21 protein-coding genes are annotated in these 17,970 nt (G+C 49.4%); 9 read left to right on the top strand and 12 right to left on the bottom strand.

Annotated features, from left to right (window positions below):
• Positions 1-304: 304 nt before the first annotated feature.
• The 3 genes from ACG2E4_RS16205 to ACG2E4_RS16195 form a co-directional block, all read right to left on the bottom strand.
• Entirely contained in the window at positions 305-1,642 is a 1,338-nt protein-coding gene (locus tag ACG2E4_RS16205) for an alanine/glycine:cation symporter family protein (protein WP_395277221.1), read from the bottom strand.
• 194 nt (positions 1,643-1,836) lie between these two features.
• Entirely contained in the window at positions 1,837-2,310 is a 474-nt protein-coding gene (locus ACG2E4_RS16200; RefSeq protein WP_395262002.1) for a DinB family protein, read from the bottom strand.
• A 4-nt stretch (positions 2,311-2,314) separates the two neighbouring features.
• Positions 2,315-2,560, bottom strand: a complete 246-nt coding sequence (locus ACG2E4_RS16195; protein ID WP_395262000.1) for a CDGSH iron-sulfur domain-containing protein — start codon at positions 2,558-2,560, stop codon at positions 2,315-2,317.
• 279 nt (positions 2,561-2,839) lie between these two features.
• On the opposite strand from ACG2E4_RS16195, the gene ACG2E4_RS16190 reads away from it, so the two are divergent.
• Positions 2,840-3,613: a type III pantothenate kinase gene (locus ACG2E4_RS16190; protein ID WP_395277220.1), complete on the top strand. Its 774-nt coding sequence runs from the start codon at positions 2,840-2,842 to the stop codon at positions 3,611-3,613.
• Positions 3,614-3,773: 160 nt separating this feature from the next.
• On the opposite strand, the gene ACG2E4_RS16185 is transcribed toward ACG2E4_RS16190, so the two are convergent.
• Positions 3,774-4,451: a MarC family NAAT transporter gene (locus ACG2E4_RS16185; protein WP_395277219.1), complete on the bottom strand. Its 678-nt coding sequence runs from the start codon at positions 4,449-4,451 to the stop codon at positions 3,774-3,776.
• A 133-nt stretch (positions 4,452-4,584) separates the two neighbouring features.
• Between ACG2E4_RS16185 and ACG2E4_RS16180 the strand changes: the two genes are divergently transcribed.
• Complete coding sequence (locus ACG2E4_RS16180) at positions 4,585-5,058, top strand: GAF domain-containing protein (RefSeq protein WP_395261997.1); 474 nt, start codon at positions 4,585-4,587, stop codon at positions 5,056-5,058.
• Positions 5,059-5,245: 187 nt separating this feature from the next.
• Here the strand turns inward: ACG2E4_RS16180 and ACG2E4_RS16175 are convergent, their stop codons facing one another.
• On the bottom strand, positions 5,246-5,665 hold the full coding sequence (locus ACG2E4_RS16175; protein ID WP_395277218.1) for a DUF6567 family protein: 420 nt from the start codon (positions 5,663-5,665) through the stop codon (positions 5,246-5,248).
• 463 nt (positions 5,666-6,128) lie between these two features.
• A complete protein-coding gene (locus tag ACG2E4_RS16170; RefSeq protein ID WP_395261995.1) occupies positions 6,129-6,527 on the bottom strand; it encodes a Dabb family protein in 399 nt (132 codons plus the stop codon).
• Positions 6,528-6,881: 354 nt separating this feature from the next.
• On the opposite strand from ACG2E4_RS16170, the gene ACG2E4_RS16165 reads away from it, so the two are divergent.
• The 3 genes from ACG2E4_RS16165 to ACG2E4_RS16155 all read left to right on the top strand — a co-directional run bounded on the left by ACG2E4_RS16165 (position 6,882) and on the right by ACG2E4_RS16155 (position 9,279).
• Positions 6,882-7,670, top strand: coding sequence for a hypothetical protein (locus ACG2E4_RS16165; RefSeq protein ID WP_395277217.1), 789 nt, complete (start codon positions 6,882-6,884; stop codon positions 7,668-7,670).
• 10 nt (positions 7,671-7,680) lie between these two features.
• A complete protein-coding gene (locus ACG2E4_RS16160; RefSeq protein WP_395277216.1) occupies positions 7,681-8,562 on the top strand; it encodes a mechanosensitive ion channel family protein in 882 nt (293 codons plus the stop codon).
• Positions 8,563-8,820: 258 nt separating this feature from the next.
• Positions 8,821-9,279: an Hsp20/alpha crystallin family protein gene (locus ACG2E4_RS16155; RefSeq protein WP_395261992.1), complete on the top strand. Its 459-nt coding sequence runs from the start codon at positions 8,821-8,823 to the stop codon at positions 9,277-9,279.
• 56 nt (positions 9,280-9,335) lie between these two features.
• On the opposite strand, the gene ACG2E4_RS16150 is transcribed toward ACG2E4_RS16155, so the two are convergent.
• The 5 genes from ACG2E4_RS16150 to argC all read right to left on the bottom strand — a co-directional run bounded on the left by ACG2E4_RS16150 (position 9,336) and on the right by argC (position 13,095).
• On the bottom strand, positions 9,336-9,545 hold the full coding sequence (locus ACG2E4_RS16150; RefSeq protein ID WP_395261991.1) for a DUF2892 domain-containing protein: 210 nt from the start codon (positions 9,543-9,545) through the stop codon (positions 9,336-9,338).
• An 85-nt stretch (positions 9,546-9,630) separates the two neighbouring features.
• Entirely contained in the window at positions 9,631-10,266 is a 636-nt protein-coding gene (locus ACG2E4_RS16145) for a Crp/Fnr family transcriptional regulator (protein WP_395277215.1), read from the bottom strand.
• Positions 10,267-10,308: 42 nt separating this feature from the next.
• Complete coding sequence (locus tag ACG2E4_RS16140; protein WP_395277214.1) at positions 10,309-10,755, bottom strand: hypothetical protein; 447 nt, start codon at positions 10,753-10,755, stop codon at positions 10,309-10,311.
• Positions 10,756-10,776: 21 nt separating this feature from the next.
• Positions 10,777-11,988 (bottom strand): bifunctional glutamate N-acetyltransferase/amino-acid acetyltransferase ArgJ, encoded by a 1,212-nt coding sequence (argJ, locus tag ACG2E4_RS16135; RefSeq protein ID WP_395261988.1) that lies wholly within the window; start codon positions 11,986-11,988, stop codon positions 10,777-10,779.
• Between the two features lie 69 nt (positions 11,989-12,057).
• A complete protein-coding gene (argC, locus tag ACG2E4_RS16130; RefSeq protein ID WP_395261987.1) occupies positions 12,058-13,095 on the bottom strand; it encodes an N-acetyl-gamma-glutamyl-phosphate reductase in 1,038 nt (345 codons plus the stop codon).
• 438 nt (positions 13,096-13,533) lie between these two features.
• Here argC and ACG2E4_RS16125 point away from each other — a divergent pair, with 438 nt between their 5' ends.
• Entirely contained in the window at positions 13,534-14,232 is a 699-nt protein-coding gene (locus tag ACG2E4_RS16125; RefSeq protein WP_395261986.1) for a DUF1080 domain-containing protein, read from the top strand.
• A gap of 148 nt (positions 14,233-14,380) precedes the next feature.
• Entirely contained in the window at positions 14,381-14,998 is a 618-nt protein-coding gene (locus tag ACG2E4_RS16120) for a class I SAM-dependent methyltransferase (RefSeq protein WP_395261985.1), read from the top strand.
• 39 nt (positions 14,999-15,037) lie between these two features.
• On the opposite strand, the gene ACG2E4_RS16115 is transcribed toward ACG2E4_RS16120, so the two are convergent.
• A complete protein-coding gene (locus ACG2E4_RS16115) occupies positions 15,038-16,075 on the bottom strand; it encodes a VWA domain-containing protein (RefSeq protein WP_395277213.1) in 1,038 nt (345 codons plus the stop codon).
• Positions 16,076-16,469: 394 nt separating this feature from the next.
• Here ACG2E4_RS16115 and ACG2E4_RS16110 point away from each other — a divergent pair, with 394 nt between their 5' ends.
• Entirely contained in the window at positions 16,470-17,114 is a 645-nt protein-coding gene (locus tag ACG2E4_RS16110; protein WP_395277212.1) for a DUF1080 domain-containing protein, read from the top strand.
• 312 nt (positions 17,115-17,426) lie between these two features.
• Positions 17,427-17,789 (top strand): nuclear transport factor 2 family protein, encoded by a 363-nt coding sequence (locus tag ACG2E4_RS16105; RefSeq protein ID WP_395261982.1) that lies wholly within the window; start codon positions 17,427-17,429, stop codon positions 17,787-17,789.
• The last annotated feature ends 181 nt before the right edge of the window (positions 17,790-17,970 follow it).

Genomic DNA, 17,970 nt, shown 5'->3' with positions numbered 1-17,970 from the left:
GAATAATTGTAGATCTGCCTTCCCAGCCTTGAATGGGGCGCGAAAGCCAAAGAAAAATCCAGTACAGACGCGACATGTCGCGTCTCAACGAGCTTCCACGCATGCTGTGGCTGGAGCGGGTGGCCCATTCACCGCCTTGATTTTTACGTTCCTTTTGGATCAAGCCAAAAGGAACACCACCTTTATAATGGGAAACAGCTTCATTTTTCTTGTTGGGGCTTCGTAATCATTCTTCCTTGTTCGGTCTGGGTCATTCACAAAATGGGCGCTCTATTCAGAGTTTACCTGCATCCCGCAACCCACACTACTCGTAAACTTCAAACGTATCAATCCGGGAGAAATAATCGCGGGCCGCATCAATAACTTTGGGAGCAAGGATTAGTGAGGTGACGACAGTGGGTATCGCCATGACGGCAAACATGCCGTCGATCAGGTTGATCACGGAGGTCAGCGTGGTCACCGCGCCCAGAATGATGGATCCGACGTAAAAGTAGTTGTAGTAGTGTTGCCTTTCGGCACCAATCAGGAAACCCATGCACTTGGTACCGTAGTACGAGTAGGTGAAAAGAGAACTGAAGGCAAAGACCGCGACACAGAGTACCAACAGGTAGGGACCCGTCATGCCAAGTGCTTCCTGGAAGGCGGAGGCGGTCAGGATAATGCCGTTTTCGTTACCCGTCTGCCACGCACCGGATACCAAAATAACAAGAGCGGTCATGGTGCAGACAAGCAGGGTGTCGATCGCGGGACCAAGCATGGCCACGAGTCCTTCGCGCACCGGTTCCTTTGTTTTGGCGGCACCGTGCGCCAGGGTGGCCGTTCCGATGCCCGCTTCGTTGGAAAAGGCGGCGCGTTTAAAACCGGTAACGATGAGCTGACCGAGCGCCCCGCCCATGACAGCTTCTGCGGTAAAAGCGTCGGTGACAATCAGGTAGAGGTAGTGGGGAACCAGGTCGTAGTTGACGAACAGAATGAGCAGGGCACAGCCTACATACAACACAACCATGGCCGGCACCATTTTGGAGGCTACGCGGCCAATCCGCTTTATACCCCCGAAAATAACCAGGGAAACAATAAAGAAAATGACCACGCCGGTAATGAAATCTCCGGCGAAATGAGCTTCCGGGGTGACCCACCCGTTTGGGATGTAGATGACATCCCGCAAAATCTGTGTCAGCTGGTTGGCCTGGAATATCGGAAGGGCGCCAAACAGTCCCGCAATAGAAAATAGTACGGCCAGCGGTTTCCACTTTTTGCCGAGTCCTTCTGTCACAATGTACATGGTGCCGCCCTGCAGCTTCCCCTCTGAATCGTGGCCACGGTACATGATGGAAAGCGTGCAGGTGAAAAATTTGGTTGCGATCCCAAGAAAGGCGCTTATCCACATCCAAAATACCGCACCGGGTCCGCCGGTAGCGATAGCCACGGCCACTCCGCTGATGTTTCCAAGCCCGATGGTCGCCGCAAGTGCACTGGCCAGGGCCTGGAAGTGGTTAATATCCCCGGGGTCGTCGGGATCGTCATATTTGCCGCGAAGCACGTTCAGGGCGTGCCTGAAATGACGAAAGGGGATGAAACGGGAGTAAATCATGAAAAAGAGTCCCCCGCCTGCCAGTAAAATGACCAGGGGTGTTCCCCACATGAAGCTGGAAAATGCGGCTAAAAGATCTTCGATGAGTTTCAGGATTCGGTCCTCCCGCAAATGAGATTGAGTTGCTGGCAGATTCAGAAATTGAGGATCAAATCTAACAAAGCGAACAGGAGAATGCTAATTCGAAATTGCTCCCCTGTTGCGGACCGTTTATTGTGATGTTATATGGTTGGAAAGATCAGGCCTTATCCATCGACTTCACGGGTATAAAAAATAAAATCGGTGGCGGGCGGGGCGATGTCCGACATCCGCATGAGGAGGGCGATCTGGGACCGGTGGTGTTGCCCGTGAATGATGAGATGGTGCATGATATCGCCAAGGGAGGACTCATATTGTATTCCCTGGCTGTTTCGATAGGAGATCACCTGATCCAGGGTTCCCTTCTCCTCCTCAACCAGCTCCGCCCAGCGCTGATGATTGGCCTCAATAAGGCGCTGGCAGCCTTCCAGCCGAAGCTCGGGCCAAATTTCGGTATCTGGAAATTCGGCGCCCGTCACCCGCCGAAACCAGTGATGATGGGTCCCAATAATGTGGTAAAAAAGGCGAAGCGACTGTTCCCGCTTCTCGAATGAGTCGTAATCGGTCAGGTATTCAAGCAGGGTGCTGTTCGCCCAGAAATCATAATCCAGCAGCCTTGTCAACCGGGCTTCGGAAGTCATTCTGTTACCCTTTTTTTAGCTTTTTATGGGTACCGTCGCAATAAGGTTTGGAGCCGGAGTGCTTGCACCCGCACCAGGCAACGCGCTTGGTTTCTTCAATTTTTTCAACAATCGGGGAGAATTCGGTACCAGTGTGTGAGCCGTCGCAGTACGGCTGGTTGTCGGATTGTCCGCAGGCACACCAGGCATAATTACCAGGTTCAATTTCCATTACAAACGGACCTTCTTGTGCTACAGTAGGTTCAGCCATGCTTTATAGATGTTTTTGAATTAAAAATTAACGTTCTTAGCATAGCAGGTTCGCTTTAATAATCCAAATCGTAATATATCGGCAGTCGGTCTCGAAACTCCGTTGAGGGGCGCCGGTTTTGGTTGAAGTTCATACGGGATTGGGTGTTCGAAATTCGCATTTGTGGACGTTAAATTGGATGCTGCACCGAAGCCATTACCCTCTGAAGGGAATTGAAGCAGGTGTTGGGCAGGACCAGACAAAGCATACACGAGGTATAACAAAAAGATACGAAACAACATGCTATTAGCTGTAGATATCGGAAATACCAATATTGTGATCGGCCTACATGAAGAGGATGAGTGGCTTCATACGTGGAGGGTGCAAACGCTGACGGGCCGGACGTCGGATGAATACTCCATAATTTTGGACAGCCTTTTTGCGCAGTCGAATGCCCGGCCGGCGGATGTTGACAAGGCGATCATCAGCAGCGTGGTTCCCCAGCTGACATCAACGTTTCGATCCATTTTACACCGCAAGACAGGGTTTGAACCGCTTGTTTTAGACGGTACACTCGATACCGGTATCGCTGTGCCGGGTCGCGATCCGAAGTCGATCGGGGCCGACCTGCTGGCCGACGCAGTGGCGGCGTACCAGCATTTTGGGACTACCTGTATCGTCGTTGATTTTGGTTCTGCAACCACTGTCATGGCGGTGGATGAACCGGGCGTGTTGCTGGGCGGGGCGATCGGTTCCGGGTTAAAGATTACGACCGATGCACTGGTGGAGCGAACCGCACAGCTTACACAGATACCGCTGGAGCCGCCCCAAAAAGCGATTGGCGGGAATACGGTGGAGGCGATGAAGTCGGGCCTGGTGCTGGGACACCTCTGCATGGTGGAGGGACTGATCGATCGCATGCGCAATGAGCTTGGCAAGCCGGCCAGGGTGATCGCCACCGGGGGACTTTCATCAACGATTGCCCCTTATACCGAGTATTTTGATGCTCTGGACCCGATGCTGACCCTGAACGGCATGAGGATAGTGGCAGAGCGGGTGAAAAAGCAGGCGTGAAGATGGGAAAACCGGGATGTTTTCCAACAGGCTTGAACAGATACGGGTTTTGCAACGTCCACTAAAAAAGAGGAGTGGAGGCCGTAAAGTTGCTGAACGAGAGTCCATAATCTTTTGTCGATACGTTGATGAACATCAGGTAAGATGTCGCTCCATACTTTTATCCCATCCCAAAGAACTGTGCAATACCGTTGATGATAAACTGAACCGCAATAGCCAGGGCAATAAATCCCATCATGCGGGTCATCGCATTCATCCCGGTCTTTCCGATAAATCGGGTAGCCCAGGGAGCGAACCGCAATATCATGTAGGAAATAAGGGCTACCAGAATGATGGCAACCGTAGTCAGCAGATAGTCAAATACAGACTCGGCCTGGGTGGCCAGACCGATTACAACTGCAATACTTCCGGGCCCGGAAAGCAGGGGCATCGCCAGTGGACTGAAAGAGATATCTTCCTTTATTTTGGCTGACTCCTCATCTTCTTGTGAAATTTTGCGCCCCGGTTCTTCGGGATTGAGCATGGAAAAGGCCGCTCTCATTATGATCAGTCCCCCGGCGATTCGTATTCCAGGAAGGCTGATGCCGAAAAAGCTCATGATGTAGGTCCCGGCAAACAGAAAAACGGTGAGTACCAGGAACATGTAGAAAGCCGCTTTTTTTGCCAGCCAACGACGATGGGTGTCATTATCTTTTTCCGTGAGCGAAAGAAATATCGGCATTGTCGCCAGTGGATTGGCAACTGAAAATATGGAGGTAAAGGCCGCCACCAGGAACGAAATGCCCCCGGGAAAGTAGCCCGAAAATGAGTACGGTTCTTGTAGAAGATATTCAACCATAGCGGGTAAAGTAGGCAAAAACAGTTCAAATTTTAATTCCCCGGGCCAATAAAATGATGGTTGGGGAATGGGATAATTAAATATTAGATTTATCGTTCAAGGCATAAGTGAGAAATTCAAAAAAGTTGTGACTATGAGTACAACAACCGTCGAAAATAAAGAGAAGATCATAAAGAAGACCGAGGAAATTTTAAATCGGCCGGTATCGAGAGATGAGAAACTGTTTGCCATTTGTGAGCTGCTCGACGACGAGGTAGAGGTGTTCGACTGGGTCGGATTTTACCTGGTGGATCCGGAAGCTGAGCGCGAACTGGTACTGGGGCCATATGTGGGAGAGGCCACCGACCATACAAGGATTCCGTTCGGCAAGGGAATTTGTGGCCAGGCGGCCGAGTCGCTGGAAACGTTTGTGGTACAGGATGTGAGCGAGGAAGACAATTATCTTGCCTGCAGTATTGATGTGAAGGCCGAAATTGTGGTCCCGATCCTGAAGGATGGAGAGCTTGTCGGGGAGTTGGATATCGATTCCCACACCAAAGGATCCATAACCGGCGACCACCGTAAAATGCTCGAGGATATTTGCGAGAAGATCGCCTCTGAGTTTTAGCCGGCATTTACTTCACAAGAATGTTGGCTAAATTCATGCAATATCATGAAACGTCTTGCATCCGATCCAATTTATTGGCGAAAAAGCAGGTTTGCCAGGGGAAATCCTGGTGAGAAATTCGCGCTGGTTGTTTGCTGTCGCGGTCGAGGAACCCCGGGAGCGCTGTTAAGGATACGAGAACAAGCTGCTATTCAAAAACGACGACATCGGCCCGCACCATAACTTTAACTTTCGTATAGATAAACGCATTGACGATATCGGTGTCGTATCGGACGTTGGTCAGCGCCAGCTTTTTGCCCTCAATGCTGCCGTGCTCTTCTTCATACTGTTCCCACAATGAAGCAATCGCATCTGAATACAGCATGCCGGTGCCGTCAACACGGGCAATGGCTATGGTGTTGGCCAAAACTCCGTACCCGTAGCTGAATCCCAGGATATAGCCCGATTCCGCACTGCCGGAGACATTGGCTGCTACAATATGAAAATTGCCCTCCTCCAGGTTGACGTTGGTTTGGTTGGAGGCTATAAAGGCACCTGAATTCGTGCAGCCCTGGAAAATGGTGAAAAGGAGTATTAAAATGAATAGCTGGATAGACGAATTTTTCATGGTGGACAGTCCCTTCTTGATTCAGTTGGTAGTGGGTTGTAATGCTACACTTAATCTTGCCAGGCAGATGTAGGGGAAATCCTGATTTCCCAAAAGTATCGTGGTATCCGTTGTATCGCGATCGACAAAGGGTATGAAAACTGATTTACGAAGTTTAAAAAAGTGGCTCGCCCGCCGGTTCGCATACCAGGTGGGTAGCGATACGTGCAGGTTACAGGCGCAGCATCTCAATCAGATTACACCCGTAACCAGCACGCATTTTGTAAAAATTACTGGTGTCACGTCAAATCCTGGATTTCGTTCTGTTACTGATCGAACGCGGATTCCACCCTCAGACTGATCTATACGGACAGACCATCTGAAGGTGCTGTTTGAACAACTACTCTGTAGTTAATTCGCAGCATCAGCCGCATTTGCGTTCCAGTATCGCGTAACACCCCGAATGGTTATGGTTGACTGGACACTAGTTTTGTGGGGGAACCGCGTCATACACGATGACTTTTTTCCACAGGTGGCTGTACTCCTCAACAAATTCGAGGTGTGTGGGATGCGTTTGATATGCCTGCTCATCTTCCAGGTTTTCGAAAATAAAGGTGATCGAAAAATCGTAGCTGCTGTCAATGACCTCACGGTCGGTGTCGGCCGGCACTCCTACAAATGCCTGCTCGATAAGATCGATCTCCGCAATTTTATTCAGACCTTCATGCAGTTTCTGATGATCTGCTTCACTCTCCGGATTGTTGAGCCAGAAATAGACGGTGTGGACGAAAAACTCGTCATCGCCGTTCGCCGCCGGTGATTGCTGGGCCAATGCGGGGATTGCGAGTGCAGCAAGGGACGTTATAATAAAAACGGTAGTCATGGTAATATATTTAAGTTTGTGATTTGTGAATAAATTCATGTCAGCCGTAAGCTACACACCACAGCATTAAATGCAAGCGGATTCATGTTTCTTTGTCGCCTTTCCACTGGTACATGCTGCCACCAGGGATGAACATTATTTCTTATCCCGAGCTGACAATAGATAAAATTGCATGCCTGATTAGTTGACCCAAGGGAGTGTTAACCCCCTCGCTAATATTATCCGGTGAAAAGTGGGAATAACTATTGTACCCGTTGTGCTGTACTGCTATTTTCCCAATTCAATTTTGTCAACTCGGTAAAAAAATGGTCATATTTCCTGATCCTTAATTCCTGATAAAAACGGTATACACATATGGTAGATACCCCTTGGAACGAACATCTGGTGAAGCCGGGCGCCCCGCCGCTGCATTTGGTGCTTGATACCCTGCATGTCTGGATGCAGCATAAAAACGAAGAGATTTGGGTGGCCAGTCGATACGGGGAGGAGCCGGGCGTACCCCGCGGAGACTATCCCGACCCGCCCGGTGATCTATTATGGTCGCGCTGGGCGTACAAGTCTGCAGCGGAAAAGATAGATGTGATCCCGGTGTTCCCCGATTTGCCCGTGGTGATAAGTTCCGAATACCCGCTTACCATCAGCCCGGGAGCCCGGATACAGATTGTCACCCGAATTCCGGTATGGATGCGGATCGGCTTTAGCAAGTCGGATTATATTCTGAAGGAGATACCGAGTATAAAACTTTCAAAGACGTGGTTCGGGTCCCTTAACGAGGGGGAGCTCTGCTATTGGTCAACGACAAAAGCCCGCAGGAGTCTCGAGGGCGTGGTGCCCCGGCCCTACTACGTAAACTGCCCGATCTGGATCACCAACAAAGATGAAAAAGACCTTCGTTTTGAAAAATTTTGCCTGCGGGTTGAACGACTGGGTATTCACCGTTTTGGGGAGGTTTTGTGGGCGGGAGAAACCCAGATTGTGCATCACGGGGAGGATTCCAACAGCGATATCACCATGACCGGCAAGCTGCCGGCGCACCTGGGCAAGGGTGAGCTGCTCAGCAAGCCTCGCAATCCCGTGCAGAGAAGCCTGGCCACACGCACGTTTAAAAAGCTGTTTGACGACAACTTTATCACTGCACGCTAATTTTTATACAATGGATTCCACAGCCGTCTCAAATTTTGCATTCGAAAACATAATAACCGATGAATTCTGGGTTCTTGCACTGCGGGTAGCGATCATTCTGGCGGTCGGGTTTCCTGTGCTGTTTATCATTCGCCGGTGGGCCCGTTCTTTTTTTACAAAGCGTTATGCCTCTCACTACGGTATGCTGGCCGGTAAAATTGTGTTTTATACCGGCTTGACGCTTCTTGCCATAATGGTGATGGGGCAGCTGGGACTGAGCCTGGCCCCCCTGTTGGGAGCGGCCGGCATTTTGGGCGTGGCACTGGGATTTGCCTCCCAAACCAGCGTTTCTAACATAATAAGCGGGCTTTTCCTCATTGCCGAGCAGCCGTTTAAGGTGGACGATATTATCACCGTTGGCACAACTACAGGTATTGTAATGTCGATAGACATGCTTTCTGTAAAGCTGCGCACCTTCGACAACCAGTTTGTACGCATCCCCAACGAAACCATTATCAAAACGGAGGTGACCAACCTGACCCGCTTTCCCATTAGGCGGTTTGACGCCCTGGTGTCGGTCGCCTACAAAGAGGATATCGGGGAGGTCCGTGAGGTGCTGATGCAGGTTGCGGAGAAAAATGAATACACCCTCTCTGAACCTGAGCCACAGGTTATTTTCAATGCGTTCGGGGCCTCGTCAATCGACCTGCAGCTCCGGGTGTGGGGGCAGTCCAGCGAGTTCCTGCTGCTCAAAAACTCTATTCATGAAGAGGTGAAAAGGCATCTTGATGAGGCCAATATTGAAATTCCCTTTCCCCATGTTTCGTTATACAGCGGAGAAGCGACCGGGGCCATCCCGATCGAAATCAAGGGTGAAGACCACCGGGAGGAAGAGGAAAAAAGTAACCAGTAACACGGATGTACCATTTTGACAGAGCAGATCTGCCGCATTTGCAAACCGATTTGTCAGAATGATAGAGTCCATTTTAAAAAAAATCCGGGGTTCAAATTTTAATAACCGGTGTATGGCTCAAAAGTGCCAGTATGGCTATTAAAACCGGATTGGCACACCATTTGTTTATTATAAAATGTCGGTTTTGATAACCGTCATATCATGGGTAGTAAACTTTTTAAAACAGGAAACAACGTATTATTTAAGGAGGTAATACCTATGCTAGCACTCAGAAATAAAACCAACTTTCCTACACTCTGGAACGAGCAGTCGACAATGCCAACCCGATTTTCGGACTGGATTGATGACGTATTTGAAGAAACGTTCCGATGGACAAACGCAGCCCATAACACCTTTGTCCCTGAATTGAATGTATATGAAACGGACAAGGAGTTTGAGGTTACGGTTGCCCTTCCGGGTATGCAAAAAGATGACTTCGAGATCAGTTATGAAAATGGCTTGCTGACGATCAGCGGTGAACGCAGAATGGAGCATGAAGGCAACGGCCGCCGCTACCACCGGATCGAAAGCCGATTTGGCCGCTTCAGTCGTACGCTGCCATTACCAGGCGATGTAATCAATGATGAAGAGATCAGCGCTAAATATGAAAATGGCGTATTGTACGTATCTGTACCTAAAATAAGAGAAAAGGCCGGACGAAAAATTGAAGTCTCGTAACATTTCTATCCGGTTTACGGGAAAAAAAGCCGCGATCGAATCGCGGCTTTTTTTATTTATCCACTCTCCCGCTTGCTGGTGCTTATGCCAAACGGCAGATAGAGGGGGCAGAAGCTGACAAAGCTTGTCAACAGAAATATGATGCCCAATACAATTAAAATGATGCCAAAAGTGCCGGATGTGATTCCTGTGTAATAGAATATTCCGAAAATTACAGCCAGCACCGTACGCAGAATCCGGTCAAGTGTTCCCATATTTTTTTTCATGGTAGACTCCAGTTGCAGGTTTAGTGTTATGTGACAATTCAATAATCAAGATAGGAGAAGGAAGGTGATTTTTCAGTGATACAGGTCACACAAGGTCAATTATTTTTATCCGGTTTCGTCCCAGCTCAACCATGCCCTTTTTCTCCATCTGCTTGAGCAGGCGTGAGATTACCTCGCGGGAGCTGTTTAGCTCGTAGGCAAGTTCCTGGTGCGTAATATGCAGGATATTTCGCTCCAGGGCGGACGAGCGATCCTGCAAAAAACGGGCAAGCCGTTGGTCGATCTGCTGGAAAGCGACCTGGTCCAGGATGTCAAGAAGTTCTTCAAACCGTTGCTGGAACGTAGAAAGCACAAAATTTCTGAAAACAGGGTCAGAGCGATACCAGTCGTTAATCGTATCGACCGGGACGGCCAGCAACGTAGTTGTTTCCAGCGTTACCGCTTTAACCTGGCTGCGTTCGCGCGAAAGCGTGCTGGTGAGCGTCATAGCACAGCTTTCGCCGGGCTGGATGTGGTACAGGTACAGTTCGTGGCCCTCACGGTCGTCACGCATTACTTTAATTGCCCCGTCAAGGACAAAGGGAACAACCTGGATGGGGGACCCCAAATTGAGCAGGGTTGTTTGTTCCGGCAGCTCTTTCGGTTCATGCTTGTGGGCATATTGCCTGAAGGTGGTGCTGTTTGAAAGATTAGGAAAAATGGTGAAGATGGCGTGTTCCATATGTTGACCGGTATGCGTTATCCTATTTCTTTTCAGCGAATGTCAGGAGGAATGATCAAAATACCGGTATGTCATCGCAAGCGGTATTCCATGTAGAGCCAGGGTCCATATATTAATCATCCAGACATTAAAGTATGCTCTGTGGTACAGGGAGACAGCGGTATCTATCGTAAACCAGAGAAGCAGCGCCCACAAAATGGCGTGCCAGGTCCACCGCTCACGTCTGTAGAAACCGTTCCAGACAATAAATGTTTGCAGGACAAAATAACCGGCTATAGTACCGCCCAGGGGACCAAATAAAAATCTGCGCAGTTGATCGGAAGTTTCGGTAAACGATCCCCCGGAAAAAGCGTCCGCCATAGCGGTATTATATAGCTTGAAAATGATACTGTCAGGCAAAAGTGCACTTGCCAGTCCAATTCCTGCTGAAATGATACTGGCAGCCAGCAGCCAGCGATACCAGAATGTGAATGTGTTGCTGTTCGTCATTCCGCCGGCTTTTTTCTCAAGTTAGGTGGTATACTCCGCGTTAATTCGGATATATTCGTAGGAGAGATCGCAGCCCCAGCCGGTGGCCTCTTCGGTACCCTCATTGAGGTCGAGAATCACTGTGATGTTGGAGGATTTCATCTCTTTTTTAACCTCGGAGCGTTTATTTTCAAGTGGTTGACCGTTTTTCAGGATTTGAACACTTTTTTCAGGATTTGAACCGATATAGAGATCCACTTTTTCCGGGTCAAATGTTGCGCCTGCCCGGCCGGCCGCCCCCATGATGCGGCCCCAGTTGGGGTCGGTTCCAAAAATAGCCGTTTTTACAAGGCTGGAATCCGATACCGTTCGCACAATTTTTCGGGCGTCTTCCTCTGATCTGGCGCCTTTCACCTGGTACTCCACCAGTTTGGTGGATCCCTCGCCATCCGAGACAATCAGTTTGGCCAGGTGCGTGCACAGCTGTTCCAGGTGGGTGTAGAAGCGCTCATAGTTTTCATCCCTGGTGGTGATCATCTCATTTTCGGCCATGCCGTTACACATCACAGCCACCATGTCGTTGGTGGAGGTGTCTCCGTCTACCGTAATCATGTTAAAACTTTTATTGACTGCCTCGCGCAGGGCTTCATCCAGCAGCCTGGGCTCAATGGCGAGATCACAGGTAATAAATGCCAGCATGGTGCCCATGTTGGGATGGATCATACCCGATCCCTTGGCGATACCCGCCATATTGATTTTAATGCCGTCGATCTCAAAATCGGTGAATCCTTCCTTGGCAAAGGTATCGGTGGTCAGGATGGCGTTGGCACAGAGTGACCCAGCCATATCCCGGTCGGAGAGCTTTTTAACGCTGGTTTCAATACCTTCCAGCACCTTTTCTGTCGGGAAAGGCTCTCCAATCAGCCCGGTGGATGCCACCAGTACTTCTTCCACGGGGATGTCGAGCAGCTCGGCTGTTCGTTTTGCCATGGCCACGGCTCCGCGGTATCCCGCTTCTCCGGTACAGGCATTGGCGTTGCCGGAATTAACGACAATAGCTTGCGCTTTCCCGTTTTTAATATGTTTGCGGCTCAGCTTTACCGGCTCCGCGCAGACTATATTCTGGGTGAATACAGCCGCTGCCGATGCGGGCTTTTCGGAATAGATCAGGGCCAGGTCCCGGCGTTTGGATTTGATACCCATGTGGCATCCCCAGCATTTGTACCCTCGTACGTGTGTAATGTTGTTCAGCATGATAAATCAAATAAGTTGAATCGGGTTAAAATCGAATTAGAATATCTTCAGTCAGGTTTCTTACAGGAATCAGGGATTCAGTGGCGATATCTGCAGGCCGGAACGTTCAATGAAGCCGAACATCAGATTCATATTCTGGACGGCTTGTCCCGCGGCTCCCTTTACCAGGTTGTCGATAGTGGAAACCGTGACGATGCGGTTGGTTCGCTCATCATACGTAATATGGATATCACAGTAGTTTGAGCCGCGCACATGCTTCACATTTGGCGGGTGATCCACAACGCGAATGAAATGCTCTTTTTCATAAAAGCTGTAGTACCACTCCCCGAGATGCGTTTTGTTGATTTTCTTTTTGGGGGAGCTGTAGGTGGTCGTTAATATACCGCGATCTATCGGGAGCAGGTGGGGAGTAAATAGCACTTCCGTCTGCTGCCCGGCGTACCGCTGCAGGTTGAGCTGAATTTCGGGCGTGTGCCGGTGATTCAGCAAACCATAAGCGGAAAAATTACCGAAGACCTCCGGGAAGTGGGTGCTCTGTTTGGCTTTTGCGCCCGCCCCGGTCACCCCCGATTTGGAGTCGATTACAATTTGGCCGGGTTCAATCACATCTTCCTTGAGCAGGGGAGCCAGGGCAAGGATAGCCGATGTGGGATAACAGCCCGGGTTTGCTACGAGCCGGGCGTTCCGGATCTGGTCGCGAAACAGCTCGGGGAGTCCAAAGGCGGCATCGCCGATTAAATCGGGTGCACTGTGTTCTTTATTGTACCATTGTTCGTATTCCTCACCCGATCCGAGCCGGAAATCACCTGACAGGTCGATGACCCGGTAGCGGTCGGGATCCCATTCTTTAACAAAATCCATCGATACGCCGTGGGGTAAGGCCAGAAACACCAGGTCCAGGTCATAGTTGTCAATATTTTCCAGCGGCTCCAACTCCATATCAAACCGGTTTTGCAGGTGTGGGTTGATTTGGGAAAACCTGGTGCCGGCTTTACTCTCAGAGGTGATCACTTCAATACTTACATCCGGATGATCAATTAGAAGTCGGACAAGCTCAGATCCGGTGTAACCTGTAGCTCCGACGATTCCTACTTTTCGTTTTGACATGAAATGGTTTATTCCTGTTTGCGTTCAAAATTCGTTTGGTTATCCAGTGCTAAAAAGAATCAGTAATTCGGGGATCTTGTACCAGGGCAGCGCGTTAGCTTTTACTCCACCCGTTGTGGTAAGGGTGCATTTTTGATTTCGGCAGAACCAAATACGTGGAATTCATAATGTTACAATATGCTGAAAGTCCGGCGGAAATATAACTCAAAATAGGGAGCAATTCATTTCGGGCGCATTATTAAAGTAAAAGAATATTGTGAACTGATTTTTTTCAAAACCGCGGGGAAGTCTTTTTAAAAATCAATTGGATAATATCCTATATTTATTTTCGGGATGAATAATCCGGGTTTAAAAGTGTAAAGGAAACAGGTGGATTCACTTGCAGCAGAGAATCGCCAGTTTCTGTAAATAAAAACAACAAACAGAGGGATAAGTTTTATGAATAAATGCATGGTGCATATCGCAACAGGATTGTTACTGCTGATTTTTGTCGGTGCTTTTGTGGCTGCCGGACCGGAACCGCCAGAGAAAACAGGATCAGTTGACTGGGTTTCCCTTTTTGACGGTGAAACACTGAATGGATGGGTGCAAAAAAATGGATCGGCTGAATACCGGGTTGAAGATGGAGCCATCGTGGGGAGAACCAGTCACGGCAGCCCCAATTCATTTTTGTGTACATTCAATGAGTTCGGGGATTTCGAACTGGAATTTGACGTTATGCTGTATGACAATGAGCTCAATTCGGGCGTTCAAATTCGCTCACAAACCAGGGAGCCCGAAGGCGGAGAAGAGTACGGACGGGTGAATGGGCCGCAGGTAGAAATAGAGTCCAGCAGTACCGGCAGCCCGGAAGCGGGATACATTTACGGAGAAGCGGCCGGCGGATGGCTTGTTTCCGATGAAGAACGAATCCACCACCAGGCATTCAGGGATGGTCAGTGGAATCACTATCGTGTGGTGGCGGAAGGTCCGCGGATTCAAGTGTGGATCAACGGACAAAAAATAACAGATCTGTGGCATGAAGAAAGCTATTTGAACTATCCAAGGGGATTCATCGGGTTACAGGTTCACTCTATCAGCGAGGATGAAGGTCCTTACGAAGTGGCGTGGAAAAATATACGGATAAAGCCGTTGTGATAATGGCGCAGGATTTCATCAGGATTTTATTTACTGTTACCGGAGTATTCATTTTTCCAGTGCCTGTTGAATCTTTTTTAGCTGTTTTGAGTAGTTGAGTGGATGTTTGTTTGGAATTACGTCAGAGTAAATTAATACGGGAAATGTTATGAATAAACTCAGACATGGGATCTTGACGGTGCTAACGCTGATAGCGTTGAGCTCTGCAGCTTGCGGGCAAAGGGGTTCGGATGATGTTGATTGGCTGATCGATGTGCTGGAGATTAAGCCGGGTTCGGTAGTGGCCGATATCGGTGCGGGTGATGGCGACCAGGCGCTGGAAATAGCCCGGCATATCGGAGCTGAGGGACACATTTACAGTACCGAGTTGGGCCGTTCATCCGTGGAGGAGCTCAGGCGTGCTGTAGAGGAGGCCTCAGCAGATAACATTACCGTTATTGAGGGGGATGCCCGCCAGACCAACCTGCCCCAGGAGTGTTGCGATGCGATTTATATGCGAAGGGTGTATCACCATTTTGGGGATCCCGCCGCAATGAATGCCAGTCTCTTGCAGTCATTGAAGCCGGGCGGTCGCCTTGCGGTTATCGATTTTGAACCGCGCGGGACGGAGGCGGCCCCGGGTGGCCGGTCGTCGGGCAGTCAGCATGGGGTTACCCGCGCGACCGTTGTGGAAGAGCTCAGCCAGGCGGGATTTGCATTGATAAGTTCCGAAGATGGTCCGGGCCGCGATTTCTACGTGGTGATGCGGAAACCGGCAAAAAACTAGGTACGCCTAAAAGAAAACCTGGGTTAGCCAATACCTGCCTTAGTCAACGGTACATCCGCCGGTAAATCCTTCGGCGGAGAATTCCGCATCAAAACTGCCGAATTTGTCTTCGTAGATAGCCCGCAGCTCCAGGGTGTGCGTGCCGGAACGCTTGGGAGAGCAGTACTCCAGCACATAATATGAATTTGATTCCGCCTCAAGCCGTTCTGCTATAGCCAGGAACGATGAGTTGAGCTGAAGAGAATCTTCCGCCAGTTCAAACCCATTTTTACCGAACCGTTCAAGTACCTGCTGGTCTATTTCCCCGCCGAGACCGATGGTAAACAGCGCGTGCTCCCTGTTTGCGTTGTTGACGGAGTCGAGGGCAACAGAAGTGCTTACCCGGCCTGCCTGGTCGGTGCCGTCGGTAAAGAGGACCATCGATCCCGCTGTTGCAATATCGGAATCCTCCTTTATCTCCCGCAGTCGTGAATCCATGATGGAGAGCCCCTGGATTACCGCCCCGTTCAGGTTGGTGGAAACATCGTTGCTTATATCTTCATCAATGGAGTTTATGCCGCTCAAGAGGGTATCGCGCTCCGGGGTAAAAGGGACCAGCCGGTGAATATTTTGTTCGCCGTCGAACCAGTAGACCGCCATTTCCCGCGTGCCAAAGAGCGAATTGCCCTCCCGGGGCATGGTACGTTCAATAAAGGTGGTGGCCGCTTCTTTCAGCCTGGGCAGGTCGGCATTGTTCAGGATACTACCGCTGAGGTCGAGAAGCAGCATGGATGAGTACAGGAATTTGCCGCTCTCACGCTGAATTTGTGCCTGGGATTCAAGCCTCGAGATCTGGGATCCGTTCTCATAAATTTCAAAATCGGACGGTTCCAGGGTGGTAAACTGGTGCTCCTCTCCCAAGTCAACCTTGAAAAATAACCGGATTTTTGAAGGAGGCTCGGTGGTGGTTTCGATAGGGGTAACCTCGATCTCCTGGCCGCTGATGTCGTCATCATTATTGCAGGCGGTCAGGCTCAGGATGAGGAAAATGCTAGAAATAAGGGCAGGAAAATGAACGTTTTTTTGGAATGCTTTCATGTTTGCTGATCAAATTTATACCGAAATTGACGATCTTCTCGCGGAATCATTCAGTTTAAAGGATGAAGTTAATATTTGTTCCCAATTTTAAAAACCGTTACTGGTTGATTTTATTATCAGAGGTATCCCAAAAACATAGGGTTCCCCGAAAACACGTGAGCGCATGTACAGCCCCAGGGTGGAACCCCGGATCGTAAGCATGCAAAATCGGCAACACTATTGATCACTGAAATGGGATATTCAGCATTCTCTCCTGGTTCAAACCCATTTTCAATAACCTGAATGGGTTTGCAGTTCACGAGTAAAGGTCCAATATTGTGTGGCAGTACGAGATATGGATACTGAAATTTCGGAGAGTGTATATCACGTTAATTATAAATTATTTGGGATCATTATGAACAACTACGCTAAAATAACGGGACTGTTTATTTGCATGATGGGTTTACTGGCAACCGGTTTTACGACACAGGCGGTTGCCCAGTCCGATAACGGCTGGATCTCCCTGTTTGACGGTCATACGCTGGATGGATGGAAAGCCAGTGAAAATCCCGAAACATTTTCCGTGAAGGAGGGCCGAATCGTTGTAGACGGGCCGCGGGCCCACCTGTTTTACCAGGGTCCGGTCAACGATCACAATTTCAGGGACTTTGAATTCAAGGCCGATGTGATGACAACCGAGGGTTCCAATTCCGGTATTTTCTTCCACACACAGTACCAGGAAGAGGGCTGGCCCTCCAAGGGATACGAGGCGCAGATCAATAACAGCTACGATAAAGATCCGCGAAGAACGGCCAGTCTCTATGGTGTGGACGATATCAAGGAGACCCCGTTCCCGGATAATGAGTGGTTTACCATGCATATTACGGTTGAGGGGAATCGCATTGTCATAAAAGTGGATGGGAAGACGATGGTCGACTACACGGAACCTGAAAATGTGGATCGCGGTGAAAATGTCCTCTCCAGTGGAACCTTTGCCCTGCAGGGACACGACCCCGGCAGCCTTGTTTATTTTAAGAATATCCGGGTGAAACCACTTTAATCTTTAGTCCGGTTATATGGGAATGCGGACTTACTAAACAGGTTTGCCTGGCCTGCTTGTGGTTTATCGGAGGGAACAGGGGGGAGCGGGCTGCTGCACCGGAGGTTACAGAAGGTGTTGATGAGGTGTGTTCAAAAACGTGTGAACCCCTGGCCTATCTCAAGGTGTGCAACTCAATTGACTCTATTTCTGGCAAGTAAATCTGGTACCCACGCCAACTATTTCTAAAAAAATCAGAAATCGCAAACGATTTTTTCTTCTGGCTGGTTATATGACCTGCACTAATCGTTTAACATTAAATAGTTATACATTATGAGTTATTTTGACAAAATTAATGACATCTATAATCATATTGCGCAGGGCACAGCCATGGAGGCGTTCGAAGAGTATTACGCCGACGATGTGGTCATGGTATTGGAAGATGGTACCGAGGTGGAAGGGAAAGATGCCAACCGTGAACGTGAAAACGAATTCTTCGGGAGCGTAGAAGAATTTCACGGCATCGAAGTGGTGGGTATCACCTCCAACGAAGAGGATGGAGTCACCAGTGTTGAATCGAATATGACCGTTACGTTCGAGGGGAGCGACGATCCCGTCACTATCGAGCAGGTCGCTGTACAGCACTGGGAGGACGACGAAATTGCACGGGAGCGTTTTTACGGTACGCAAAATTAGAAAACGGTGCAATCGGGTAAACCCGCAAAGCCCTCCTTTGTGAGGGCTTTGCTATTTAGCCTGTACTCTTCTCGTGAGAAGTCCGGGATACGCTCCTTTCCATAAACATACATTGGCCCCGCCACTTGTCTAAAAAAGTTCAAAAATCCTGCGCTGCTGGCCGCATTGATCGATTTTATTG

This window comes from Halalkalibaculum sp. DA384, from assembly GCF_043951955.1.
Classification (GTDB): Bacteria; Bacteroidota; Rhodothermia; order Balneolales; family Balneolaceae; genus JAMQKA01.
This window is presented reverse-complemented; position numbering and strand designations above follow the sequence as displayed.

Excerpts from the sequence above, each read along its gene's own strand:
- ACG2E4_RS16155 (WP_395261992.1), top strand. The coding sequence starts at position 8,821 with ATGCTAGCACTCAGAAATAAAACCAACTTTCCTACACTCTGGAACGAG.
- ACG2E4_RS16125 (WP_395261986.1), top strand. The coding sequence starts at position 13,534 with ATGAATAAATGCATGGTGCATATCGCAACAGGATTGTTACTGCTGATT.
- ACG2E4_RS16105 (WP_395261982.1), top strand. The coding sequence starts at position 17,427 with ATGAGTTATTTTGACAAAATTAATGACATCTATAATCATATTGCGCAG.
- ACG2E4_RS16110 (WP_395277212.1), top strand. The coding sequence starts at position 16,470 with ATGAACAACTACGCTAAAATAACGGGACTGTTTATTTGCATGATGGGT.
- argJ (WP_395261988.1), bottom strand. The coding sequence starts at position 11,988 with ATGCTGAACAACATTACACACGTACGAGGGTACAAATGCTGGGGATGC.
- argC (WP_395261987.1), bottom strand. The coding sequence starts at position 13,095 with ATGTCAAAACGAAAAGTAGGAATCGTCGGAGCTACAGGTTACACCGGA.
- ACG2E4_RS16140 (WP_395277214.1), bottom strand. The coding sequence starts at position 10,755 with ATGACGAACAGCAACACATTCACATTCTGGTATCGCTGGCTGCTGGCT.
- ACG2E4_RS16150 (WP_395261991.1), bottom strand. The coding sequence starts at position 9,545 with ATGAAAAAAAATATGGGAACACTTGACCGGATTCTGCGTACGGTGCTG.
- ACG2E4_RS16115 (WP_395277213.1), bottom strand. The coding sequence starts at position 16,075 with ATGAAAGCATTCCAAAAAAACGTTCATTTTCCTGCCCTTATTTCTAGC.
- ACG2E4_RS16205 (WP_395277221.1), bottom strand. The coding sequence starts at position 1,642 with ATGTGGGGAACACCCCTGGTCATTTTACTGGCAGGCGGGGGACTCTTT.
- ACG2E4_RS16190 (WP_395277220.1), top strand. The coding sequence starts at position 2,840 with ATGCTATTAGCTGTAGATATCGGAAATACCAATATTGTGATCGGCCTA.
- ACG2E4_RS16165 (WP_395277217.1), top strand. The coding sequence starts at position 6,882 with ATGGTAGATACCCCTTGGAACGAACATCTGGTGAAGCCGGGCGCCCCG.
- ACG2E4_RS16175 (WP_395277218.1), bottom strand. The coding sequence starts at position 5,665 with ATGAAAAATTCGTCTATCCAGCTATTCATTTTAATACTCCTTTTCACC.
- ACG2E4_RS16160 (WP_395277216.1), top strand. The coding sequence starts at position 7,681 with ATGGATTCCACAGCCGTCTCAAATTTTGCATTCGAAAACATAATAACC.
- ACG2E4_RS16170 (WP_395261995.1), bottom strand. The coding sequence starts at position 6,527 with ATGACTACCGTTTTTATTATAACGTCCCTTGCTGCACTCGCAATCCCC.
- ACG2E4_RS16180 (WP_395261997.1), top strand. The coding sequence starts at position 4,585 with ATGAGTACAACAACCGTCGAAAATAAAGAGAAGATCATAAAGAAGACC.
- ACG2E4_RS16120 (WP_395261985.1), top strand. The coding sequence starts at position 14,381 with ATGAATAAACTCAGACATGGGATCTTGACGGTGCTAACGCTGATAGCG.
- ACG2E4_RS16185 (WP_395277219.1), bottom strand. The coding sequence starts at position 4,451 with ATGGTTGAATATCTTCTACAAGAACCGTACTCATTTTCGGGCTACTTT.
- ACG2E4_RS16200 (WP_395262002.1), bottom strand. The coding sequence starts at position 2,310 with ATGACTTCCGAAGCCCGGTTGACAAGGCTGCTGGATTATGATTTCTGG.
- ACG2E4_RS16195 (WP_395262000.1), bottom strand. The coding sequence starts at position 2,560 with ATGGCTGAACCTACTGTAGCACAAGAAGGTCCGTTTGTAATGGAAATT.
- ACG2E4_RS16145 (WP_395277215.1), bottom strand. The coding sequence starts at position 10,266 with ATGGAACACGCCATCTTCACCATTTTTCCTAATCTTTCAAACAGCACC.